The organism is Leucogemmata humicola (assembly GCF_055379415.1).
The window spans coordinates 2,586,027-2,608,850 of the sequence record NZ_AP040875.1; the positions used below are offsets into that span (position 1 = coordinate 2,586,027).

Below are 22,824 nucleotides of genomic sequence, written 5' to 3' on the forward strand. Positions count from 1 at the left end.
GGGCATATTTAGGAGCCCACGCCGTGAGAGGAGCTCCGCCATGTGCCGCAACATCAAAGTACTCGCCAATTTCGAGCCGCCCGCCACGGACGACGAGATCCGTGCGTCCGCGCTGCAGTTCGTTCGGAAACTCAGTGGCACGTCGAAGCCGTCGCGCGCAAACGAGGTAGCGTTCAATCTGGCGGTCGATGAAGTGACCGCCGTCGCGACGCGTCTCATTCAGTCGCTCGAGACGAATGCGGCACCGCGCAATCGCGAAGAGGAAGCACGGAAGGCGCAGGAGCGTTCGCGTCAGCGTTTCGGCTAGTCATTGCCGCACGTTCCCTCACCGTCGCAGCGAGAGGCGATCGAGGCGGGACCTCGCTCGCAGCTCGTGCTCGCGGGACCAGGTGCCGGCAAGACCTACTGCCTGACCGAGCGTATTCGCTTTCTCATCGATCGCCTCGGCTTCGATCCGGCGCGAATCTGTGCGTTCACGTTCACGAACAAGGCGGCGGGCGAGATCGCCCATCGTCTCGAGACGAGCCTTGGCCCGGCGGCGGCGCGCGTCAAACGCGGGACAATCCACGCGTTCTGCGCGGAACTACTCCGCGAGTTCGGATCGCACATCGGCCTCGATCCCGGTTTCGGTATTGCCGACGAGGAGTATCAGCTCAACGTCCTGGCGCGAATCGAAGGCCCGCGTCGCTGGCATCGAAATACGCTGACGCGTTTTTCCGCGCATCGCTTTCGTCGCGAACCGTTGATGCACAACGACGCGGCGCTGTTCGAGCAGTACGAGCGATTCTTGAGTGCTCGTCGGCTGCTCGATTTCGACCTGCTGGTGATCGAAGCGGCGAATCTCCTGGAGAAGCCAGACGTTGGACCGCTAGTTCGATCGAGGTGGGATGCGATCCTCGTTGATGAATTCCAGGACGTGAATCCGGTGCAGTACCGTGTGATCCGCGCGCTGGCCGTGGATCACAAGCACGTGTTCGCGGTTGGCGACGACGACCAGTCCATCTACTCATGGGCCGGCGCCGATCCGACCGTGTTCAAGAACATGGCGAACGACTTCGACATTGCGCGCGAGATTCACCTCGAGGAAAATCGCCGCTGTCCGCGCGAGGTCTTCGCGCTGGCGCGGAAGCTCGTCACGGTGAACAAACCGCTGTTCGGCGACAAGATTACTCCGAAGGCCGAGCGTGAGTCGGTGTTTCCAGTTGGGACGCCGAACTTCGAGACGGATCAGGAAGAAGTCGCCTGGATGATCGATGACATCCTTCGCGACCGCGCTGAGCATGGCCACGAGTGGGGCGACGTGGCGCTGTTGTATCGCAAGCACGAGATCGGCGACGCGCTCGAGGGTGCATTCCTGAACGCGGGCATTCCGTGTCGGCTGGCGCAGGGCCGCGCGCTATCGGAGGATCCGGTCGTGGCCTACGTGCTCGCGGCGCTGCGAGTGATCTCCAGTCCGACCGACGTCGTGTATCGCGACGCGCTGTTTGCGGCGCTGCTTCCGCGACCGTTGTTCGACGAGGCACGCGCGCAGGCCGAAGCGAACCGCCATGACCTCCGGCGCCAGCTCAATCACATGGCGACGCGATTGCCGCGCGCTGACGAGAATGGGCGTCAGATCCGTCGAGCGCTCACCGATTGGAAGAACCTCGATGCGCTGAGCAAGCGACACACGACGCTGCGTTCGCTGGTTCAAGAGCTGCTCTCGCGCCGAGTGGGCCGCACGCGGTCGGTGCTCGACGATCGTCGCGACGAGCTGACCGATCCGGCGGGGCTGCCGGATGTCGTCGCCCTCGCGTCACGCCTCTTCGCGGTGCGAGCACGGAACGGCGAGTTGTGGATCGAGAGAATGGGTGGCGTCGAGATCGCGCTCAAGAATCTTCTGACGGCCATTGGGTGCACGGTTCACATCGGCGGCCAGCGCCCCGCGAACGCCGAACGCATCGACGTCGAGAGCACGCCGTCTGTCGGATTGCCGCTTGGCATCTTTAAGGCGGCGCAGCTGATGGAGATGGACGAATTCGGCGCAGCATTCTCGAACTTCACAGCGATCGATCTCGAGACGACCGATAACGACATCGAGAAGGCGGAGATCATCGAGATCGCCGCGGTGCGCGTGCGCGACGGTGAGATCGTCGACTCGTTCTCGTCACTCGTCAGACCGATCGGCCCAATAGCGCCAGGTGCGTCGGCGACTCATGGTCTATTCGCGGCTGACGTCGCAGACGCGCCGCCATTCGAGGAGATCTGGCCGCGCTTCCGCGAATTCTGTGGCGAAGACGTCATCGTTGCACACAACGGATACGACTTCGATTTTCGGATTCTCAAGCGGATGGCTGGCGCGGTGAACGAGCGCTTCGACCTCTGCACGTACGACACGCTGCCGCTGGCGCGCGACCTGTTTCCGACGAGTCGAAAGCTCGTGGACCTTGCTCGCCTTTTCGACATCCCGCCCGGACAATCACATCGCGCACTCGACGACACGCTCGCGCTCGCGAAGATCGTTGTGGCGTTGGATGGCGTGAAACGCGCGCGAGCTCGAACCACGGCGCTCGTCAATCTGCTCGACCATCTCGGCGTCGCGCTCGCGCTGTGCGACGAGGAGACGCTGGGCGACGAGGCGACGTTGTTTCGGGGCATCACGCGCGTGTTCGCGCTGAGTCGCTACAGCACCTGTCTCGAAGCGTACGATCGCGAGCGGAAGCACGACGAATCACTGCCGAGCGTTGCCGATGTGATCGAGCGGTTGGGCGGCGTTGACCTGATGGCCAAGATCCAGACGGACAAGAGCGCCGACGAGCGGTATCCTGCGGCGATGCTGCGGTTGCGACGGTTGATCGTCGACCTGCCCGAAGCGTCGCTCGACGCACAGCTGCGCCTTTTCCTCGAGCGTGCGGTGCTCTCGAAGTGGGATGGCAACGAGCCCGAGCGGATGCGCGTGAATCTGCTCACCCTTCACTCCACGAAAGGCCTCGAGTTTTCGCGCGTTTACATCGTGGGTGTCGAGGATGCGCAGCTTCTGACGGCACCGGCCACGATGGGTCCGAAGCCCGAGGAAATCGAAGAGGCGCGTCGACTGCTGTACGTCGGCATGACGCGAACGAAGGACAGGCTCGTGCTCACGCGCGTCGCAATGCGGGGAGGCAAGCCAACGCGCGGGCATCAGTTCCTCGATGAGATGGGGCTATCTCCACAGCTGGCGACGGAGCCTGTATGAGCGACGCAACGTGGCGCATTGCCGTTGGGGCAGACGAAACGACGGCGGAATACGACGCAGCAACCTCCGGCGAGGATCGGGCAATATTCGTATGCGCCCATGGTGCAGGCGGGAGCATGTCCGATCGGTCGACGTTGGCGGCGGCAAACGCGCTGCGCAAACAGGGATTCGGCGTTGTTCGTTTCAACTTTCTCTATAAGGCCAAGGGCTCCGGTCGGCCCGATCCCATGCCGCGACTCATGACCACGTTCTCCACCGTGGTCGATCGCGTTCGCGCCGAGCTGTCGCCGAAAACGCTGATCGTCGGCGGGCGATCGATGGGCGGCCGCGCCGCGTCGATGCTCGCCGCCGAGGGATTCGACGCGGATGGGTTGCTGCTGCTTGCGTATCCGCTTCATCCGGAAGGACAACCGGAGAAGTTGCGCGATGCTCACCTTCCGCGGATCACGATGCCGGTGCTGTGCATCAACGGCACGCGTGACGGGCTCTGCACGCCCGCGCTGATGGAGCGCGCGCTCACGACGGTCTCGGCGCCGTGGGAGATGCACTGGCTCGACGGAGCCGACCACAGCTTTCACGTCCTCAAGTCCTCCGGTCGCAACGACGCTGCCGTCCTGGGTGAGGTCGGCGAGGTTGCAGGACGGTGGCTGGTGTCAAGTTTTCCCAAGTAGCCGCCGCCTGCTTCCCCGCACGGCGTTCCGGTCGTATGCTAGCGGCTGGCTCTCACCCGCCTCGAGTCGATTCCCGACGAAGCACGCCGGTTCCCCCAACCGGTGCAACAGGAGAATGGTCCGTGAACCAGATCACTGACAGGTCCCGCAGGATATCCAGCGTGTTGGCCGCGACCGCATTGGTCGGCGTTGCCATCACCGCTCAGCCGACCGTCGGCAGCGCGCAGGCCGCGCCGAAGAAAGTGCTGACGGTAGAGGATTACACCCGGTGGCGTAGCATCGGCGGATCGGCGATTTCTGGCGACGGCAAGTGGGTCACCTACGTGCTCTCGCAGACAAACACAGCACCGGCCGACGCAAAGCCCGTGACGCACCTGCTGCGCCTCGACACGAATCAGGATGTCGAGATCCCCAATGCGTCTGCGCCGGCATTCTCGGCTGACTCGCGCTGGATCGCCTATCAGATCGATCCGGCGAGCGGCGGACGCGGCGGACGCGGTGGTCGCGGCGGTGCCGGCGGCGCAGGTGCTGCAGCTCCGGCTGGTCAGAACGGTCGAGCGGGAGCGCCGGCGGCGCAGCCGCGACGCGTTGAGTTACGCAACCTGGCGACTGGGGCAGTGCAGTCGTGGCAAGACATGCAGTCGTTCACCTTCGCGGCGACATCAAACCAGCTCCTCTTGCGCCGACGTGCGCCGGGCGGCGCTGGCGGTGGCGCAGGTCGAGGCGCAGGTGGTGGTGGCGGTGCGCCGGGGGCTGGTGGCCCGGGCGGCGGAGCCGGCGCAGAGCCGACCGGACCGCGCGGCGCCGATGTCATTCTCCACGACCTCGTGTCGGGACGCGATCAACTCCTCGGCAGTGTTGGCGACATTTCGTTCAACAAGAAGGGTGACTTACTCGCGTACACGGTCGACGCCGCGGTGCACGACGGCAATGGCCTCTTCGTGCTCGACCTGCACAGCGGTCGCGTGAATGCGCTCGACAACGATGCGCGCTCGTACAACCGGCTGACGTGGAACGACGACGGCACTGGTCTGGCCGTGCTCAAGGGCGTTGACGTCGACAAGATGCGTGAGCGCGACAACATCCTTCTGGTCTATCCGAACGTGCAGGCCGCGCTTGGCGACGCCGAGTATTCGCCGGCGAAGCTGGACCCGGCAAAGGCGTCGAGTTTCCCGAAGGGTTGGGTGGTCAGCGATCGTGCGGCGCTCGTGTGGAGCGACGACAACAAGCGAGTCTTCTTCGGCATGAAGGAGCAGGTTGCCGCGCCTGACACGTCGACCCGTCGGCGCACGGGTGATGAAGTGGCCGATGTCGACGTCTGGAACACGAAGGACGAGCGCATTCAGTCGCAACAGATGACGCGCGCCGACGCGGATCGGAATTTCACCTTCCGCGAATCGTTCGAGTTGAACGGCGCGAAGTTCGTGAAGCTTGCCGATACGACGATGCGTGAAGTGGATGTGAGCCAGGATGGTCGCTGGGCAATCGGTCGCGACGTTCGCGGATACATCTCGGACTACAAGCGCCCTGCCGCCGACATCTATCGCGTGAACACGGCGACGGGCGAGCGAACGCTGATCCTCAAGAATCAGCTAATCGGTCAACACGTGCTCGGTATTTCTCCGGACGGGAACTACTTCCTCTACTGGAAGGACAACAAGTTCCAGGCGTACAACATGGACGCCGCGACAACGAAGACGCTCGGCGGCACTTCAAATGTGAGTTTCGTCGACCTCGAGTTCGATCATCCGGGGCCAAAGCCGTCGTACGGCATCAGCGGCTACACCAACGACGGTAAGGCGGTCATTGCGATGAACCGCTACGACCTCTGGATGATTCCGCTCGATGGATCGGCGCCGACCAATATCACGAACGGTGCGGGGAACAAGGGCGAGATCCGATTCCGCTACGTGCAGATCGAGGCTGATTCGAACGGTGCGGCCGCAGCGCCAGGCGGCGGTGGTGGTGGTGGGCGCGGCGGGCGTGGCGGTGCGCGTGGAACGATCGATCTGACCAAGCCGGTCACGCTGTCGGCATATGGCGAGTGGACAAAGAAGTCGGGCTTCTATGAGCTCGCGAATGGCCAGCTGAAGCCGCTCGTCTACGAGGATGCGTCGTTCAGCAATCCGACCAAGGCGGCGAAAGCAGACGTCTTCCTGTTTACGCGCCAGACGTTCACTGAATTCCCGGATCTCCGTGTTTCGGGTCCCGGTTTCGCGAACTCAAAGAAGATCAGCGATGCGAATCCGCAGCAGGCCGAGTACCTGTGGGGCCATCGCATCTTGTTCGACTTCAAGGATCGCGATGGACATCGGTTGCAGGGTATTCTCGCGATTCCGGACGACTACAAGCAGGGCGAAAAGCGTCCAATGCTCGTGAATTTCTACGAGAAGAACTCGCAGAACTTGAATCGATACAACGCGCCGTCGTACCTCACTGGCATGGGATCATCGCCGATCGAGGCCACGACGCGAGGCTACATCACGATGTTGCCCGATGTGTACTTCCATACGGGTTCGTCGCATAGCGACATGCTCGACGCGGTCGAAGCGGCGACGAAGAAGGTGATCGAGATGGGCTACGTCGATCCGAAGCACATCGGCATCAACGGTCACAGCTTCGGCGGTGAGGGTGCAGCATTCATCGGCACACGCTCGCGGTTGTTCGCGGCCATCGGCATGGGCGCTGGTGTGACGGATCTCTATCAGGACTTCAGCCAGAACTGGGGCTGGGGCTACCAGGTGCCCGGCGGCAGCGGTGCGAACGGCAACGATTACTACTTGTACGGTCAGGGACGCTGGGGCTTCTCGCCCTGGGACAAGCCCGACGTGTACATGCAGGAGTCCGCGCTGACGCACGTGCGCGAAGTCACGGCGCCGTTCCTGATCATGCACGGCACGTCGGATCCGACGGTTGCGTTCCAGAATGGACTCGGCTTCTACAACGCGCTGCGATACAACGGCAAGAACGCGGTGTTGCTGGCGTATACCGGCGAGGGTCACGGCCTGCGCGGCCTGGCGAACCGGAAGGATCTCACGGTCCGGTATTTCCAGTTCTTTGATCACTATCTGAAGGATGCGCCGGCGCCGAAGTGGATTACGGACGGCGTGCCGTTCCTCCAGAAGGACGCAAACCGGGATCCTGGAATCGTCCCGTAGCCGACCCAGTCGGTAAGGCTCAGGATGAACGAAAAAGCACAATCGCAAACGCTCGCGATTGTGCTTTTTCTTTCCTATGCGGCGAACGTGCGTGTAAGGGCCTGTTCAGTTGTGACGCGGCGGGGTTCCCCGGCCTTGGAGGGTGTGGCAGATTTGCCCATGACTTCGTCACCGAGAGACGCCTTCATGCGACGCATCTTTGCGCTAGCCGGTTTGAGCGCCGTTCTTTTCGTTAGCCAGACAGCGGCTGGCCAACAGCCTCCCGCCGGCGGAGGTGGACGCCAGGGTGGTCGCGGTGGCGGACGTGGAACTCCGATTGCCGCGGGCGAGTCCTGCCCGGCGGGCACGACGGAAATTCGGCCGCGCACGTGTATGGCACCCGAGGCGCCGGCGCCGAGCATTCTGGACTATCGTCCGCGGTCGACGCTGGTCGTGCCCGTGCACATGGTGAAAACGGCCAAGTATCCGGCGATCGACTTTCACGGGCACCCCGCTGGCCTGATGAACAACGAGGCCGGCCTGCTCAGCCTCGGTGCATCGCTGGACAGTTTGAACGTTCGTATGATGGTCTCCGCCGACAACACGTCTGGCGATCGACTCAAGTCGATGATCGCGGCGATTCGTGGTTCGGCGACGATGAAAGACCGAGCGGTCGTACTCGCGGGGATCAACTTTCAGAACGTCGGACCGGGTTGGGCAGAGAAGGCGGTCGCGCAGCTCGAGGCCGACGTCGCCGCTGGTGCGGTTGGTGTTGGCGAGATTCCGAAAAGCTTTGGACTGTCGGTGAAGAAACCCGATGGCTCGCGACTCAAGATCGATGATCCCGAGCTCGATCCAATTTGGGAAGCGTGTGCGCGGCTGAAGCTGCCCGTGTTCATTCACACGGCCGATCCGCAGGAATTCTTCAAGCCGATCGACAACAGCAACGAGCGTTGGCTCGAGCTGTCGCTCTTCCCGGACCGCCGATATCCGCAGGATCGCTTTCCGAGCTTTGAAACGCTGATGACGGAGCGCGACAATCTCGTGCGTCGCCATCCGAAGACCACGTTCGTCACCGCCCATATGAGCTGGTATGCGAACGATCTCGGCCGGCTGGCCAAGATGTTCGACGACATGCCGAATCTGTACACGGAGGTTGGCGCGGTACTGTACGACATCGGTCGCCAGCCGCGTACCGCGCACGACTTCTTCATCAAGTACCAGGACCGCATTCTCTTCGGCAAGGATTCCTTCCAGCCCGAGGAGTATCCGTACTACTGGCGCGTGTTCGAGACGGCCGACGACTACTTCGACTACTATCGCGGCTATCACGCGTTCTGGAAGCTGTACGGCGTGAATTTGCCCGACGACGTGTTGAAGAAGGTCTACTATAAGAATGCGCTAAAGATCACGCCGCTGATTCCGCAGAACGGCTGGCCGAAGTAGCGTCTAGAGTCGCGCCGCGATTGCGCGTGCGACGTCCACGGTGGTTGCCGCGCCGCCGAGATCGGCGGTGCGGGGTGCAGTAGGATCGGACACTACTCGCTCAATCGCAGACTCGATCGCGGCCGCCGCGTCGGTCTCGCCGAGGTGCTCGAGCATCATCGCGCCGGACCAGATCTGACCGATTGGGTTCGCAATCCCACGGCCCGCGATGTCAGGCGCTGAGCCGTGGACCGGCTCGAACATCGACGGATAGTCGCGCTCGGGATTGAGATTCGCGCTCGGCGCAATGCCGATCGAGCCCGCGATTGCCGGGCCGAGGTCCGAGAGGATGTCGCCGAACAGATTGCTCGCAACGACTACATCGAACCAGTCTGGGTGCCGCACGAAGTGCGCGCACAGAATGTCGATGTGGTACTGATCGGTCGTGACATCTGGGTGCTCGCCGGCGATTGCTGCGAAGCGCGAGTCCCAATACGGCATGCTATGGAGGATGCCGTTCGACTTGGTGGCCGACGTCAGATGCTTACTTCGGCGCGTGGCGAGGTCGAACGCGTAGCGCATGACGCGATCGCAACCGCGGCGTGAGAAGCGCGCCACCTGCGTCGCTGCTTCGTCCGGCGTGCCAGCGTCGACGATGCCGCCGACGTCGGAATACTCGCCTTCAGTGTTCTCTCGTACGATACAAATGTCGATGCTTCCGGCTTCGCGCCCGCGGAGCGGCGACTCGATTCCGGCGAGCAGGCGCACCGGCCGAAGATTGACGTACTGCTCGAAGCCGCGGCGAATCGGGAGGAGGAGCCCCCAGAGCGACACGTGATCGGGTACGCCCGGATAGCCGACTGCGCCGAGGAAGATGGCGTCGGACGAGCGAAGCTGGTCGAGCCCGTCGTCGGGCATCATGCGCCCAACGTGGGCGTAGCGTTCGCAACTCCAGTCGAACGGCTGCCAGTCGAGTTCGAAGCCGTGGCGGCGCGCTGCAGTGTCCAGCACGAGTTGGCCGGCGGGAACTACCTCTCGCCCGATGCCGTCGCCAGGGATCACCGCAATTCGATGTCGTCGCGTCATGGGCTGAAGTATCGATTGGTCGGGAACGCCTGGCGACCCTCGCCAATCGTACGCGAGGAGGATGCTTGGCTCGGTCCGGCACGACCCCTGCCTTTGCCGAACCAGTCCGACGACGCGGAGGCGGCGCGCGAGTGCTCGAGATTCTCAAGGGTGCATTCAAGGGATTCGGCAAAGACGACTGCGGCATGCGAGCCGCTGCGCTGTCGTATTACACGGCGTTCGCGTTGCCGCCTCTCTTAATCTTGCTCGTCACGATCGCCGGCAAGATCTGGGACCCGGTTCAGGTTCGACAGGGACTCGAGGGGCAGTTCGCAAAGATTGTTGGTCAGGGAGGCGCGACACAGATCCACGAGATGATCGAGCGTGGACCCGCGACCGTTGGCCGTGGAGTTGTGGCGACGATCATTGGGTCGATCGGCCTGGTGCTCGGTGCAATGGGCGCGTTTCTGTCGCTCCAGAACGCGCTCAATCACGCGTGGGAGGTGAAGCCAGATCCAGCGCAGGGCGGCATCAAGAACTTCGTTCTCAAGCGGCTGCTGTCGCTCGGAATGGTGCTCGGGCTCGGGTTTCTGCTCGCGGTATCGCTAGCCCTTTCCGCGGCGATCGCATCGGTGGCTGGATCGATTGCCGGGGAGGGCGCCACGACGCTGCTGTTCGTTGCCGATCTGGTCGTGTCGTTGCTAGTTCTGACGGTTCTCTTTGCGGCGCTCTTCAAATTCCTGCCGGACGCCAAGATCGCGTGGCGCGACGTCTGGGTTGGCGGAATCGTGACTTCGGTTCTGTTCATCGCCGGAAAGTTCGTGATCGGTCTGTACCTCGGACGCAGCAAGCCCGGGGACGCATTCGGCGCGGCGAGCGCACTCGCCGTGATCCTCGTGTGGATCTACTACGCCGGGCTGATTTTGCTCTTTGGTGCCGAGCTCACGCGCGAATGGGCGGCGTGGCGCGGCAAGCGCGTTCGCCCGGTCGAAGGAGCGGAGCGCGTGATCGAGCGCGAGGTCCACGTAGACGAACGCACGACGTCCCGGTCGTGACCGCCCGCCGCGTATACGCTCCCGCGTGCGCAACCCGGCTGGATGAGATAGCTTCGATGTGCGAACCGCAACAGCTCAACGCGACCTCTGAGAACGGAGTAAAGGAATGCGACGTGCCCTCGTTGTAACGATTCTTACACTGGCAGTTGCCTGCGAGAAGAAGGCAGCGACTAGTGACTCGACGAACGCAGCCGCGGCGGCCGCTGCTGCAGCGCCGGCAGCAGCTCCCGCGGCACCCGCCGCTCCTGCGACGGCGGTGCGGATTGTGTCGCCCGCCAAGAACGACAGCACTGGTCACGATGTGACCGTGGTGCTGGCGGAGACGGGCGTCACCATCGCCAAGGCCGACGGCAAGAAGGTGGAAGGCACCGGTCACTACCACCTGTTCCTCGATACGCCGCCGAGTCCGGATGGAGCGCCGATTCCGCCGACGAGCAAGACGATCGTGCACATCGGCACCGGTGACTCGACGTACACGTTCAAGGGACTGACGCCTGGGCAGCACGAACTCATCGCCGTCATTGGCTATGGCGATCACACGCCGATGGCGACGCAGCGCGACACCGTGCACTTTGTCGTCAAGAAGTAAGCACGCGATTGGAGAATTAGCATATGGTGACGAGACGGTCGGTCATTGCACTCGTGGCAGGCATCGCGGCGATCACGATTGGCGCCGCGTGTCCTGACCGCGCTGGCACGAGTGTGAGCACGACGCCCGCGCCGGATTCATTTCGCGTTGCGTTCGAGACCTCGCGCGGCACGTTCGAGGTGGACGTACTTCGATCGTGGGCGCCGAAGGGCGCGGATCGATTCTACGATCTGATCCAGTCGCAGTTCTTCGACGGAGCTCGGTTCTTTCGCGTCGCGCCAGGTTTCGTCGTCCAGTTTGGGCTCAACGGCGATCCGAAGCGCAATCAGCGGTGGCTCGACGAACGGATCCTGGACGACTCGGTCAAGCAGCACAACGTTCGCGGCACACTCACGTTCGCGACGGAAGGGAAGGATACCCGAGCGAATCAGGTATTCATCAACCTCGGCGACAACTCGCGGCTCGATCAGCTTGGCTTTTCTCCAATTGGCCGTGTCGTAGAGGGCGGTATGGCGGTCGTCGATTCGATCTACAGCGGCTACGGCGAAGACCCCGACCAGCACATGATTCAAACGCTCGGCAATTCCTATCTCGAGCGAATGTTTCCGAAGCTCGACTACATCAAGACGGCGCGGATCTCGACCAAACCGTAATGAGCATTCATGGATGAATCCTGGTCCGCGCGATGGAGTCGCGGCGAATGGAATCACGCTGTGCGGCAAGAACGTTGAGTCTCTGAAGGCGCGCTTGATAGTCGATGTTGAGACTATCTTCGCGCCTTCGATCTTTATGACCGCTGATCGAAATGACGGTGTAGGCGACGCTCGCTCCGCCGTTCATCGTCGGCGCATAGATCGCCTCGCCGGGAAGCCGAGCGGCGCGCCCGTTTCGAGGAATTCCCGGGGCTCGCTTGTCTTGCAGCGCGACCTCCTCTTCGTGGGTGAGCTGTCGCCAGCTTTCTATTCCTCTCGAGTGAGCCGCAGGCCCGCCCGGATTGGGCGACGAGACGCCGGCGCGATCCGAAAAGGGAGCGCCTAGAGTCGCTTCGCCGCGAGCGCCGTCGCCGATGCCTACTCCGCCAGACATCGGGATCGCGGGCAGTGCGCGCGCGGGCGCCGGCAGAAACGCGGCGCGGTTTAGCTCCGTTGTTCGCGCTGGCGCAACGGAGGCTGTGTCACGAGGCGGTGCGACCGGCGCGACCACGGTTGGCGTGCCCGGGTCGGCCGCTTTGGGAGCGGTCGGACCTGCGATCGGCGATGTCGTGCGCGAGACCCGTCGAGGCGGTGCGATTTGCGGCACGGTAACCGCGGGCACCGGAGGGAGCCGAAGCACAGTCGTCCGTTCGCGGGTCTCTCGCTCGCGTGCGGATTCAGCGAACACCCGGGTCATCGAACGAACGGCCAGCACGAAGAGAGCGGCGGTAATCGCCGTTCCCGCCGCGCGACTGGTCCACGACCCATCGATAGGCGCATTGGCCGCCCATCCACGACGTGTATGACCCACCGGGCTCCCCCGAAGATCGATGGCGCTTCTTCAACCACGGGGACGGCCGGGATGTTCCAAGATTCTCAACGTCGCCGCTCGACGTCCAGGCGGCCGGCGGTCCGGGCCGGTGTCAGGTAACTCGAGTCAGCTGGCGCGGCGTGAGGATTGGGCGCACCGTATCGAGGGATGGAGCAAACAGAGAAAGCTGATCAGGGTCCGCGAAGACCACGGCGAAGTCTTCGGCGGTAAACGCCCGAGCAAGGCGCGCCGCGAAGGTATCGCGAAGAACGCGCGAGTAGTGATCGACGTCGTAGTCCCGTGCACCGGCCGCGGCAGCCACGTCATTCTCGTCGACGTCCTCGGCAATGCGGCCGGCGCCGCCAATGGTGCGATATACGCGCACTCGGTCGCCGACACTCCACGTGTTTCGGCCGCTGGCGAACATCGCCTCGTACGCAAGCTCGCGACGAACCTCGCGAGTCATCCGATAGCGCTCTGGCGACTTGGTCAGCCGCACGCGCTGCGACACGTCGCGCGTCGTGAGCGCGCGCAGACGCAGCGCATCGAGTGTTCTCAAATACGCATCGCGCACGCCGACGACGTCGCCAACCAATAATCGGCGAATCGACGTTTTGAGGAAGGACTCGCCGAACGGTTCGGCGCGACTCGACCGAAAAGCGACGCCGCGGAGGAGCAGCGAACCATCGTAGTGCATCAGCGCGTAATTCTTCGGCTCGTGCGAGAGCATCGCTGCATATCGTCCTTCGAATTCGAGCTGCACGAGCGGCGGAAGGAGTGCTGCGACTTCACCGACGACGCGCCGCTCATCCTGCTCGGTCCACGCCGCTGGAACGGAGAAGTACACGCCGTCTGTATCGGCCTCGACCAGCGTGACGCCACGGTCGCCGAGCTCGCGACACATCATCTCGAGCGTTTCGCGTCCGCGCCGGGTCACCTCGTTGGCAGCGTGGACGTCGGCGAAGCGCGTGAGACCGCCGCCAGCGGCGAGATATCCGTACGCCGAATTAACGACGAGCTTCATCGCTGCCGACGTTGCTTCGTGCACATACCGCTCGGCTGATCCCGCCGGCGCCGCGCGCGCTGCCGCCTTGGCTGAGAGTCGTTGCTCCACGAGGCGATCGACGAGGGCGAGGAGAGCACCGAGCGAGTCGCGTGCCGGCCCGATGCGGTACGCGCGCATGAGCGACGGATATAGACTCGCAACGTCTGCCTTCACCACGCGCGTGGCGACGCCGGTGGCGAACAGGTGCAGCGCGGCGCCGCTGTGCGGTGTGTGATCGCCCTCCGCATGCGCGGGGAGAGCCGTTCCAGCGCGGAGGTACGCGCGAACGAGTAGCGGATCGATGACTCCAGTGGCAGCACCGGCGTCGGCCAACCGTTCGTATCGCCGCGGCGCCATACGCGCGAGCGCGAAGGCTGCGCCGCCGAGCATCTTCGCGAGCGCGGCGACTTCGTCGACGTCGGCGGTGGCGTAGCGACGGACGCGATCCGGATCCGTGAGATACGTGGTGAAGATCTGATCGCCGCGAATGAGCTCGCGATTGGGCCCGGCGATGCCGAGGTGTCGCGCGACGGCCTTGAGTCCGTGACCCGGCAATTCGCGCGTCGAGAAATCGTACCGGCGAACGGCGTCGAGCGTGTCGATGAACTCGCGTCCGGGTGCGACGAGCCGAATGCGACGACGGCCGTCGTCGTCGCCGGGGGCGCTGCGTCGCGCGGGGCGTTGCTTCAGTCCAACGGAGCCGAGCCGGCCGATCGGCAGCGGGACGCCGAGCGTCCGCGCGCGTCGCTCGACGAACGGCAGGTCGAAACCGTGAAGGTTGTGGTTCTCGATGACGTCGGGATCGGCGTCGACGATGGTTTCGACGAGACGCTTGATGAGATCCGCCTCGCCGGCATCGCCGCGACCGGTTGCCTCGAGTACGATCCCCGTACCTGACGGGTCGCGTACGGCGACCATGAAGATCCGGTCTCGGCGCGGATCGAGCCCTGTGGTCTCGAGATCGAACTGCAGGCGACGGAGTTGGTCGAATGACAGATCTCGAAAGTACGTCCGCCCAGTCGAGACCAGATATTGTTCTTCCGGCTGAAGCACGAGGACCGACTCGGAGCCGAGCTCGCGCAAATGCCGGATTTCCTTGCCGAGCCGTTGCGATGCGCCGTGAAGGACAGCAGTGGACAACGTTTTGGTATCGCTGGCGCTGACGAGAAAGCGGAGCGCACCGGGGCCAGTCAACTCGCGATAGGTGACGGCTGCGTTCGGCGTTCCATCGACGGCGAGGGACGCACCGAGGTGCCGGAGGTCGTCGAGACGATCGAGAAGCGCCCAGGGGCGAAAGCGGTCGTCTTCTCGGACCAGCTCACCGGTGGCTGGGATGCGTCGCCAAACGATGGCGTGGCCGGACTGCTCGGCCCATACGGAGACGATGCCAGGCGTGGGGTCCCAGCCCCAGAGCCATTCGTCTTCGGAGGTGAGGGTAGGCGGCGTGCCGAGCGGCGGCTGAGACTCCATGCGTCGAGACATAGTGGGGTGGCGTGCTGTCGCAAAGACCACGCTGGCATTCCCGCGGCCGCGCGGGCGGCTCGTATTGACATCCTATACGACGCGCCGTATCCTCGTACAGAATGTCTATACGACCATCGAACGAGCAGGCGAAACTGCTCCAAGGGACGCTCGACCTCCTGATTCTCAAGGCGCTAGCGCTCGGTGAGCTGCACGGGCTCGGCGTGTCGCGGCGGATCGAGCAAATCACCAACGGGACGTTCCAGGTCAAACCCGGTTCGCTCTTTCCAGCATTGCATCGCATGGAAGAGGCGGGGTGGCTCGCGGCCAAATGGGGCGAATCAGAGTCGAACCGTCGGGCGAAGTACTACAAGCTCACGGCAGCCGGGCGACGACAGTTCGAGACCGAAACCGAAGACTGGAACCGCTACACGCTCGCCATCTCGATGGCGTTGCGGACCACCTGACCCCGATGTCGGCTATCGCTCGACTGCGGAGCGCCGCGCGAAACCTCTTTCGCCGGGAGAAGGTAGAGCGAGAGCTGGACGACGAGCTTGGCGCGTACGTCGACGCGTTGGCCGCCGAAAAGGCGCGTGCTGGAATGGACGGCGCGATGGCGCGACGCGCGGCGCTGATCGAAGCGGGCGGCGTGGAGCAGTTGAAGGAGAACGTCCGCGACGCGCGAGCTGGAGCACTGATCGACGCGCTTGTTCGCGATGTGCGGCATGCTTTGCGCGGCCTGCGTCGTTCCCCCGGCTTCACGCTTGCCGTGACCGCGACGCTGACGATCGGCATTGGCCTCAACACGTCGATCTTCACGCTGGTCTACGCAACGCTCGCGCGCCCTCTTCCAGTTCGTGACGCCGGGCGTGTGGTGAACGTGTATCAACAACTGCGTGGTCGCGGTATTCGCGAAGTGCGCGGTACGACATCGTGGCTCTCATACGCTGACTTCCAATCGTACGCGCAGTCGCCGGCGTTCTCGTCGTCGTCGGTCTATGCGCCGTCGACCCTGATCGTCGGTGGTGCGGATGCGCCGATCGCGTCGGAACTCGTGTCGTGCGCCTACTTCCGCACAACCGCAACCCGTATGGCACTCGGCCGAGCGTTCACGGTAGACGAGTGCGCACAGCCGGGATCCGGGCCAGTCGTCGTCCTCAGTCACGCACTCTGGTCGACGCAGTACGGTGGGGACTCGACGATCGTCGGCCGCGTCATCCGCGTGAATAGCCTTCCGCTCACGGTCATCGGCGTTGCCGAGTCTGGATTCAATGGGATTTCGTTGCAGCCGTCGGCGCTGTGGGTGCCGGTGACGATGCAACCGGCGCTCGCGCACGGTCGTGACAGCATTCTCGTGCACCGCAACGCTAGTTGGCTGATGATGGTCGCTCGCCTCGCTCCTGGAGCGACGTTCGCCGAAGCGAATGCACAGGTGACGGTGACCGGTAAGCGTCTCGACTTGGATTATCCGGGACGACGTGTCGTGCCGTCGGTCGTACCGGGGGCATATCTCAACTTCCCGGAAGTAGCCCGCGAGGGACGTGTACCGATCGTGTTGACGATCTTCCTCGGACTGACGATCGTCGCCATGGCGTGCGCCAACGTCATGAATTTGCTGCTCGCGCGGGGATTGGCGCGACGACGTGAGATTGCCATTCGACTCGCGATTGGCGCGGGGCGGCGGCAGTTGATTCAGCAACTACTCATCGAGAGCGGCTTGCTCAGCTTGTGCGGTGCGCTCCTTGGCATGGCGTTCGTTCTGGCGCTGCCGCGCCTGTTGGCCGCGATCTCGCCGATTGGGGCGCTCCAGATCGATCCGTCGCCAGACGCTCGCGTTGTTGCCTACGCATTCGGCGTCGCGGTCTTCACAATGATGCTCGTTGGACTCGTTCCGGCTCTTCAATCCACACGCGTCGATCTCGTATCGGCGTTCAAGGGTGTGACGATGGTTGGACGGCTACACGTTCGTCCGTCGCGCATTCGAAGCGCGGTGATCGGCGTTCAGGTGGCTGGCAGCGCGATGCTCCTCGTCATGTCCGCGCTCTTCGTGCGCGGTGCACTGCGCGCGACCCGCGTCGATCCAGGATACGCAACGCACAACGTCGTTGCGTTTTCGCTGAATCTGGCGGCGCTCGGTTACGATGCGGCGCGGGCCGACGCGCTCTATGGGGAAGTGATGGGTCGGATCGTCCGCACTCCTGGTGTGGCGGGCGTGGCGATTGCGGCACGGCTACCCCTGATCGGACGCACGACGGAGACGGTACAACTCGACCGCGATCACGGCGGGGCGGCAGACGCGCATACCGTGAACGTGACGCGTGTGTCCGGCGCGTACTTCAAGACGATGGACATGCGCATCGTGCGCGGCACGACGTTCGACAGTTCTGCCCTTGGCGACGGCGATCGCGCTGCGGTGATCAGCGGTTCGATGGCGACGGCACTGTGGCAGAGCGCCGAGCCGATCGGTGAACGATTCAAGGCGGCGGGCCGATGGTTTCGCGTTGTTGGAATTGCGAGCGAAGCAAGTGCGTCGACGCTCGCGCGGACCTCCGATCCAACTGCCTACCTCGCGATCGGTTCGGCACTCGACAACGCGATCGTCGTGCGCACCAACCAATCGCCGGCGTCATTGATGCAGGCCGTTCCCGAATGGGTGCGCACCATCGATCCTCAGGTAGTGGTTCAGACCGAGCGCTTCGAGGATCGAATTGCCAGTGTTCTCGCACCCACGCGCATGGTTGCTACGGCGATGGCCGCGCTGGGTGCGCTCGCGCTGCTGCTGGCGGCGATCGGTGTCGCCGGCGTCGTCAGCTTTGGACTCGGTCAACGGCAGCGTGAGGTCGCGGTGCGGCTCGCGCTCGGTGCGACAAGTCGGCAGGTGATCGCTCTGATGATGCGTCAGGGCACGACGCCGATCGTTGCGGGCGCACTCACTGGACTCGCGATAGCCGGCGTTCTCGCGCAACTCGCACGTGGTTTCCTCTTTGGCGTCAGCCCGCTCGACCCCGGTGCGTATGGAGGAATGATCGTCGTGCTCGTGGCCAGCGCGGCGCTGGCCACATACCTGCCGGCTCGCCGCGCAGGGCGAATCAGTCCGGCCGCGACGCTGCGCGAGGATTGACGCGATATCCGTCGGTGAGCGTTTTCAGAAAGGCGATGATGTCGCTCATGTCCCGATCGGACATCGCTGGCGCCTGTCCGCGCGCCCGATTGAACGGTGCATCGCTCGTATCGACGTTGCCGTGGTATTGCGTGGGAAGGTCGTTGAACCGCTGCACACGACCCTGTAACGTCGGGTAGATCCGTTCAGGGCGAACGTCGCGAAAGTTGTAAAACGCGAGCACGTCGTCGAGCGTGCGATAGACGCCGTTGTGAAAGAACTCTGACCGCGTGGCAGTGTTGCGCAGGGATGGCGTACGGAACATGCCGCAGTATTGTGTTTGGCCGCGGAGATCGGTGCGCAAAGGGCCGCATGCGCCGAGATCTGTGCCGCGCGCCAGCGTATCGCGAGGAACGCCGAGCGCCTCGTACTCGTAATCGGTGAACACGGGAGGCAGGCCGTCGCCGCGTGGACGATCGAGATGGCATGCTGCGCAGTTGCCGCGCTTTTCGTCATCGAACGCTTGCAGGCCGCGCCACTCGCTCGGCGTAAGGCGAGCTTGTCCCTCGAGGAAGTAGTCGTATTTGCTCGTGTACGGGTGAAACGACGCGTCCTCGATCTGAAAGCGCGCGACGGCGAACATTGCTTCGTCGACGAGTCGGGTGGGCTGCGCAAAGACGTTCACGCCGAAGAGCGTCACGAACTGCGGGACGTACGTCGACTTGCGGAGCTTGGCGACAATCGCATCGATGGACGTATTTCCCATTTCGTTCGCATTGAACAGCGGGCCCATGGCCTGATCTTGCAGCGTATTTGCGCGCCCGTCCCAGAAGAGACCACCGCGAGCGACCATCACCTCAGAACGAGCGGCACCGCCGGCGACCTTGACTGGAGATGTTCCCGGCGCAGGCGGCGCGCTGGCTGCGGCGGTCATGTCGTCGGCGTCACTGAGTTCCGGGCCGACCGAGAAGTTGGGCGCGCGATACGCGTATCGCAGACTGGGAACCGCGCGCACGATTCCATGATTCTCGCGCGGAGCTGCCAGCACGATCGAAGACCGAGTGGGCGACGCGTACGCGTTCTCCGGTCGATGACAACTCGCACACGACCGCTTTCCCGACGCTGACAGATTCGTGTCGTAGAACACCAGGCGGCCGAGCTCCCCCATCGCGCTCAGTGGGGATTCGGCCGGTCGTTTGAGCTGGACGGGATGCGGATTCGCAATGTCGTCGGTGTCGCTCCCGCAGCCGACCACACCCCACGCAACGACACCGAGCGCGACGACACGCAGCGCTCGGCGCATCAGCATCGCCGGCGTTAGCGACGCGCTGGCGGCGTCGAGACGACCGTGCCCAACTCGGCGTCGAGGTAGAGGGGCGTCGTACGCGGCTGGGCGGAGAAGTCGAACATACCGGTCATATTGCCGGTCGTGGCGTCGAACGAGCCGCCGCCGAGTCGCTTGCCGCCAAGCCAGTTGTCTTCGATGAAGCGAATGATCGACGACTGCGTGATCTGCGCGTGGTCAACGTAGTTGACCCGGGCCCAAGGCGAGATGACGATGAACGGTTGGCGTGTGCCAGGCCCGCAGCGACCGTGAACAGGCTTGTTGCTCGCGACGCCGCGCGCCTGCGGCGTTCTACCACGAACACCGCACCGTCCGGGACCCGAAATCTGATCGGCCGTGGAATCGAAGGACGCGTTGCCGATTGGCGCCATCTGGTGGTCGTACCAGCCGTCCGAGTCATCGTAGGCGAGGATCACGACCGTTTCGCGCCACGCCGGTTGTTGCTGCAGGAAGTTGACGACTTCGACGACGAAGCGCTGCTCGTCCAGTGGGTCTGAGTTGCCGGCATGAGCATTCTCATATGCCGGCGCCTTGAGGAACGATACGGAAGGAAGATTCCCGGCTGACACCGCGGCGTAGAAGTCGCGCACATCGTACTGATGATTCCCCGCGGTATCGCGTGCCGTACCGATGGTCGCGATTGAAACGGGTCGTGCATGCCGGGGATTTACGGTCGACGCATAGTATTGGAACGGCTGGTGGTGCGGTACATAGTCGCGAACGTCAACATTGGTGACGTCGGAATGCGTCGTGCGCACGCAGCCCGTTGAACCATTGGCATTTGTGACCGTGAGGTCGAAACCACCCTGGAACCATCCCCAACTCAGCCCCGCTTCGTTGAGCAAATCGCCGATGTTCTTTCCCGCCATCATGGCAACGGCACTTTTGCCACCGGCATTCGAGCAGGAGTCGCGACCAGGATCGACGTCGCCGATCATCGTTCGCCCACCCTGGCCGTCGTCTACCGCGTATGACGGCTTCGTGGTCACGTTGATGCTCAGGCCATTTGTCTGCCCGGAGATGAGATTGAGCGCGCCGGGAGTGGACGGCCCGTACTGATCGCCGTACGAGTTATCGCTCATGGCGAAGCGCTGCGCGTAATTCCACATCGCGGTGACGGTGTTGCCGTCGAAGTAGCCCATGACGAGCCCCTTCGTGGCGAACGCACCAGTGCCGCCACTACCGGCGCGCCCCGTGTACTTCGGAAAGAGATCGAGCTTGCCGTCGTTGTACGCGCGCTGTTCCGGCGTGTAGGCGTGCCCCTGGTCGGAGGTCGCGGCTTGGGTGCGATCGAGGCGAAACGGATTGGCTGCGCCCGTACCGTTTTCGTCGTTCAGGTTCGGATTCTTCGTCAGCAAGTCGCCGGTCAAGCCGTTCACCGACGGCGTGTTCGCAACGGCGGCGAATGCCGGTTCACCCGGCGGGTTCGTGGCACTCGGGTAGAGGCCGAAATAGTGATCGAACGAGATGTTCTCGCCGTAGATCACGACGACGTGCTTGATTGGCGTCGCAGTGGTCGCCATCGACGCACGACTCTCACGCGGGCCGCGAGCGCCAGTGGCGCAGGCGTAGGCCGCGACAGCGGCGAATGCGATCGATGGAAGAACGAACGGGCGCAGATTCATGGCCAAAATCTTACTAGCCATGCACCCGTGGCGAAACCGCTGGCGTCGGTAACGTTCTGGCTACACGCGAAGTGCAGCGATCGATCGAAGGAAGCCGTCCACCGCGGGCGGGCCCGAGCCGACGCCCTCGTCGTGCTTGAAGTAGACGTGTGTCTCGTTCCAGGGCTGCGCCGCGATTCGCTTGGCCCAATCCGTGAGCGACGCTTCGTCATAGTCGAAGCGATGCAGACGCGCATAGCCCCACGTGGCGGTCGCGACGAATGGCGCGGAGAATTCAGCCTGATCGATGATGCACATCGCGATGTCGCGCGCGCGCAGCACGTCGAATACATCATCTTCGAACCAGCTCTCGTGTCGGAACTCGATCGTGTATCGCCGATCGCTCGGCAGCGTATCGACGAAGGTGCGCAGGCGATCGAGATCCTTTTTCAGATTCGGCGGAAGCTGGAACAGAATCGGCCCGAGGCGGGCGCCGAGCGACGCCGTGTTCTTGAGGAGAAACTCCACGGCGCTCGCACTCTCAGGCTTGAGGCGCCCGTAGTGCGTAATCCGTTGACTCGCCTTGATGGCGAACGTGAACGGCTCGGGAACCTGTGCTGCCCACGATTGCAACACCTCCTCCTTCGGGAGGCGATAGAAGGTGTTGTTGATCTCGACGGTTGGGAATTTGCTCGCGTAGTAGCCGAGCATTCCATCGTCCTTGAGATCCTGCGGATAGAACGAACCCTTCCACTCCTTGAACGCGAAGCCGCTCGTACCGGCCTTGAGGTTCATGACGCCTTTGCGGTGGCGTCAGGCTTGGTTGCCGCGAGGCTGGCCTTCAGCGCTTCCATGAGATCGATGATCTTGCCGCCGCCGTCTGCCGGCGTGTCGGCCGACGTGATATCCTGGCCTTCGATCTTGCGCTGAATCGTCTCGAGCACGCGCTCACGCACGGTGTCCTTGTACTTCTGTGGCTCGAACGTGTCGCTCGCCGTCTGCTCGATGAGCTGCTTCGCGAGCTTGAGCTCCTGCGGCTTCACTTCGCCTTCTGGTACCGTGACCTCAGTGGTCGGACGGACTTCATCGGCGTAGTGCAGCTGCTCCATGACGAGAACGCCGTTGAGCGGGCGGAGAAGCACGAGGTGCTGTTGGCCGCGCGCAGCGTACTGGCCTAGCGCAGCACGACCGGTTTCCTGGAGCGCCGCGGCGAGCAGGCGATACGCGCGATCGCCGCCCTTGTCGGGTCCGAGGTAATACACCTTCTCGAGATACTCGCGATCGACTTTGTCGAGCGGCACGAACTCGATCACGTCGATCATGCCCGTCGCCTTTTCCTCGAGCGCCTTGAGCTCTTCGGGATTGAGGATCACATACTGATCCTTTGCGAACTCGTAGCCCTTTACGGTCTCGTCGCGAGTGACGATCTCGTTGTCCTTGGGGCAGGTGTACTGCTGCTTGAGTCGCGAGCCGCACTTTTTGTGCAGCATGTTGAACGACACGCTCGACTTGGATTCGGCCGACGAATACAGGTTGACGGGGACCGAGACAAGTCCGAACGAAATTGTGGCGGTGCCAATCGTGCGAGCAGGCATTGGGCTGGACGCGAG

Annotated in this window: 17 protein-coding genes; 10 read left to right on the top strand and 7 right to left on the bottom strand. The window is 63.4% G+C overall.

Going from position 1 to position 22,824, the window contains the following annotated elements; all coding sequences use genetic code 11:
* Positions 1 to 40: 40 nt before the first annotated feature.
* The 5 genes from AC6H4Z_RS10765 to AC6H4Z_RS10785 all read left to right on the top strand — a co-directional run bounded on the left by AC6H4Z_RS10765 (position 41) and on the right by AC6H4Z_RS10785 (position 8,468).
* A complete protein-coding gene (locus AC6H4Z_RS10765) occupies positions 41 to 307 on the top strand; it encodes a DUF2277 domain-containing protein (protein WP_497546751.1) in 267 nt (88 codons plus the stop codon).
* 3 nt (positions 308 to 310) lie between these two features.
* Complete coding sequence (locus tag AC6H4Z_RS10770) at positions 311 to 3,214, top strand: UvrD-helicase domain-containing protein (protein WP_497546752.1); 2,904 nt, start codon at positions 311 to 313, stop codon at positions 3,212 to 3,214.
* On the top strand, positions 3,211 to 3,885 hold the full coding sequence (locus AC6H4Z_RS10775) for an alpha/beta hydrolase family protein (RefSeq protein WP_497546753.1): 675 nt from the start codon (positions 3,211 to 3,213) through the stop codon (positions 3,883 to 3,885). Before AC6H4Z_RS10770 ends, AC6H4Z_RS10775 begins: the two co-directional genes overlap by 4 nt.
* 161 nt (positions 3,886 to 4,046) lie before the next feature.
* Entirely contained in the window at positions 4,047 to 7,043 is a 2,997-nt protein-coding gene (locus AC6H4Z_RS10780) for a S9 family peptidase (RefSeq protein WP_497546754.1), read from the top strand.
* A gap of 186 nt (positions 7,044 to 7,229) precedes the next feature.
* Positions 7,230 to 8,468, top strand: coding sequence for an amidohydrolase family protein (locus tag AC6H4Z_RS10785; protein ID WP_497546755.1), 1,239 nt, complete (start codon positions 7,230 to 7,232; stop codon positions 8,466 to 8,468).
* 3 nt (positions 8,469 to 8,471) lie between these two features.
* Here the strand turns inward: AC6H4Z_RS10785 and AC6H4Z_RS10790 are convergent, their stop codons facing one another.
* A complete protein-coding gene (locus AC6H4Z_RS10790; protein WP_497546756.1) occupies positions 8,472 to 9,533 on the bottom strand; it encodes a tartrate dehydrogenase in 1,062 nt (353 codons plus the stop codon).
* Between the two features lie 131 nt (positions 9,534 to 9,664).
* Between AC6H4Z_RS10790 and AC6H4Z_RS10795 the strand changes: the two genes are divergently transcribed.
* From AC6H4Z_RS10795 to AC6H4Z_RS10805, 3 genes are all read left to right on the top strand, one after another.
* Positions 9,665 to 10,567 carry a YihY/virulence factor BrkB family protein gene (locus AC6H4Z_RS10795; RefSeq protein WP_497546757.1) on the top strand — a complete coding sequence of 301 codons (903 nt, stop codon included), beginning with the start codon at positions 9,665 to 9,667 and terminating at the stop codon, positions 10,565 to 10,567.
* 106 nt (positions 10,568 to 10,673) lie between these two features.
* Positions 10,674 to 11,156, top strand: a complete 483-nt coding sequence (locus AC6H4Z_RS10800) for a DUF4399 domain-containing protein (protein ID WP_497546758.1) — start codon at positions 10,674 to 10,676, stop codon at positions 11,154 to 11,156.
* Between the two features lie 23 nt (positions 11,157 to 11,179).
* Positions 11,180 to 11,809: a peptidylprolyl isomerase gene (locus tag AC6H4Z_RS10805; RefSeq protein WP_497546759.1), complete on the top strand. Its 630-nt coding sequence runs from the start codon at positions 11,180 to 11,182 to the stop codon at positions 11,807 to 11,809.
* Between the two features lie 7 nt (positions 11,810 to 11,816).
* On the opposite strand, the gene AC6H4Z_RS10810 is transcribed toward AC6H4Z_RS10805, so the two are convergent.
* Together AC6H4Z_RS10810 and AC6H4Z_RS10815 are read right to left on the bottom strand one after the other, a co-directional pair.
* The gene (locus tag AC6H4Z_RS10810; RefSeq protein WP_497546760.1) at positions 11,817 to 12,659 is read right to left on the bottom strand and encodes a hypothetical protein; all 843 of its coding nucleotides are present in this window, start codon (positions 12,657 to 12,659) and stop codon (positions 11,817 to 11,819) included.
* A gap of 112 nt (positions 12,660 to 12,771) precedes the next feature.
* Positions 12,772 to 15,174 carry a DNA polymerase domain-containing protein gene (locus tag AC6H4Z_RS10815; RefSeq protein WP_497546761.1) on the bottom strand — a complete coding sequence of 801 codons (2,403 nt, stop codon included), beginning with the start codon at positions 15,172 to 15,174 and terminating at the stop codon, positions 12,772 to 12,774.
* A gap of 113 nt (positions 15,175 to 15,287) precedes the next feature.
* Here AC6H4Z_RS10815 and AC6H4Z_RS10820 point away from each other — a divergent pair, with 113 nt between their 5' ends.
* Together AC6H4Z_RS10820 and AC6H4Z_RS10825 are read left to right on the top strand one after the other, a co-directional pair.
* On the top strand, positions 15,288 to 15,632 hold the full coding sequence (locus AC6H4Z_RS10820) for a PadR family transcriptional regulator (RefSeq protein ID WP_497546762.1): 345 nt from the start codon (positions 15,288 to 15,290) through the stop codon (positions 15,630 to 15,632).
* Between the two features lie 5 nt (positions 15,633 to 15,637).
* Positions 15,638 to 18,286, top strand: coding sequence for an ADOP family duplicated permease (locus AC6H4Z_RS10825; protein ID WP_497546763.1), 2,649 nt, complete (start codon positions 15,638 to 15,640; stop codon positions 18,284 to 18,286).
* On the opposite strand, the gene AC6H4Z_RS10830 is transcribed toward AC6H4Z_RS10825, so the two are convergent.
* The 4 genes from AC6H4Z_RS10830 to ku are packed head-to-tail and all read right to left on the bottom strand — an operon-like array spanning position 18,255 to position 22,809.
* Positions 18,255 to 19,568: a cytochrome-c peroxidase gene (locus AC6H4Z_RS10830; protein ID WP_497546764.1), complete on the bottom strand. Its 1,314-nt coding sequence runs from the start codon at positions 19,566 to 19,568 to the stop codon at positions 18,255 to 18,257. The genes AC6H4Z_RS10825 and AC6H4Z_RS10830 overlap by 32 nt on opposite strands.
* 14 nt (positions 19,569 to 19,582) lie before the next feature.
* Complete coding sequence (locus tag AC6H4Z_RS10835; protein ID WP_497546765.1) at positions 19,583 to 21,235, bottom strand: phospholipase C; 1,653 nt, start codon at positions 21,233 to 21,235, stop codon at positions 19,583 to 19,585.
* A 60-nt stretch (positions 21,236 to 21,295) separates the two neighbouring features.
* Positions 21,296 to 22,009, bottom strand: a complete 714-nt coding sequence (locus AC6H4Z_RS10840; RefSeq protein WP_497546766.1) for a DUF72 domain-containing protein — start codon at positions 22,007 to 22,009, stop codon at positions 21,296 to 21,298.
* A complete protein-coding gene (gene ku / locus AC6H4Z_RS10845) occupies positions 22,006 to 22,809 on the bottom strand; it encodes a non-homologous end joining protein Ku (protein ID WP_497546767.1) in 804 nt (267 codons plus the stop codon). Before ku ends, AC6H4Z_RS10840 begins: the two co-directional genes overlap by 4 nt.
* Positions 22,810 to 22,824: the final 15 nt, after the last annotated feature.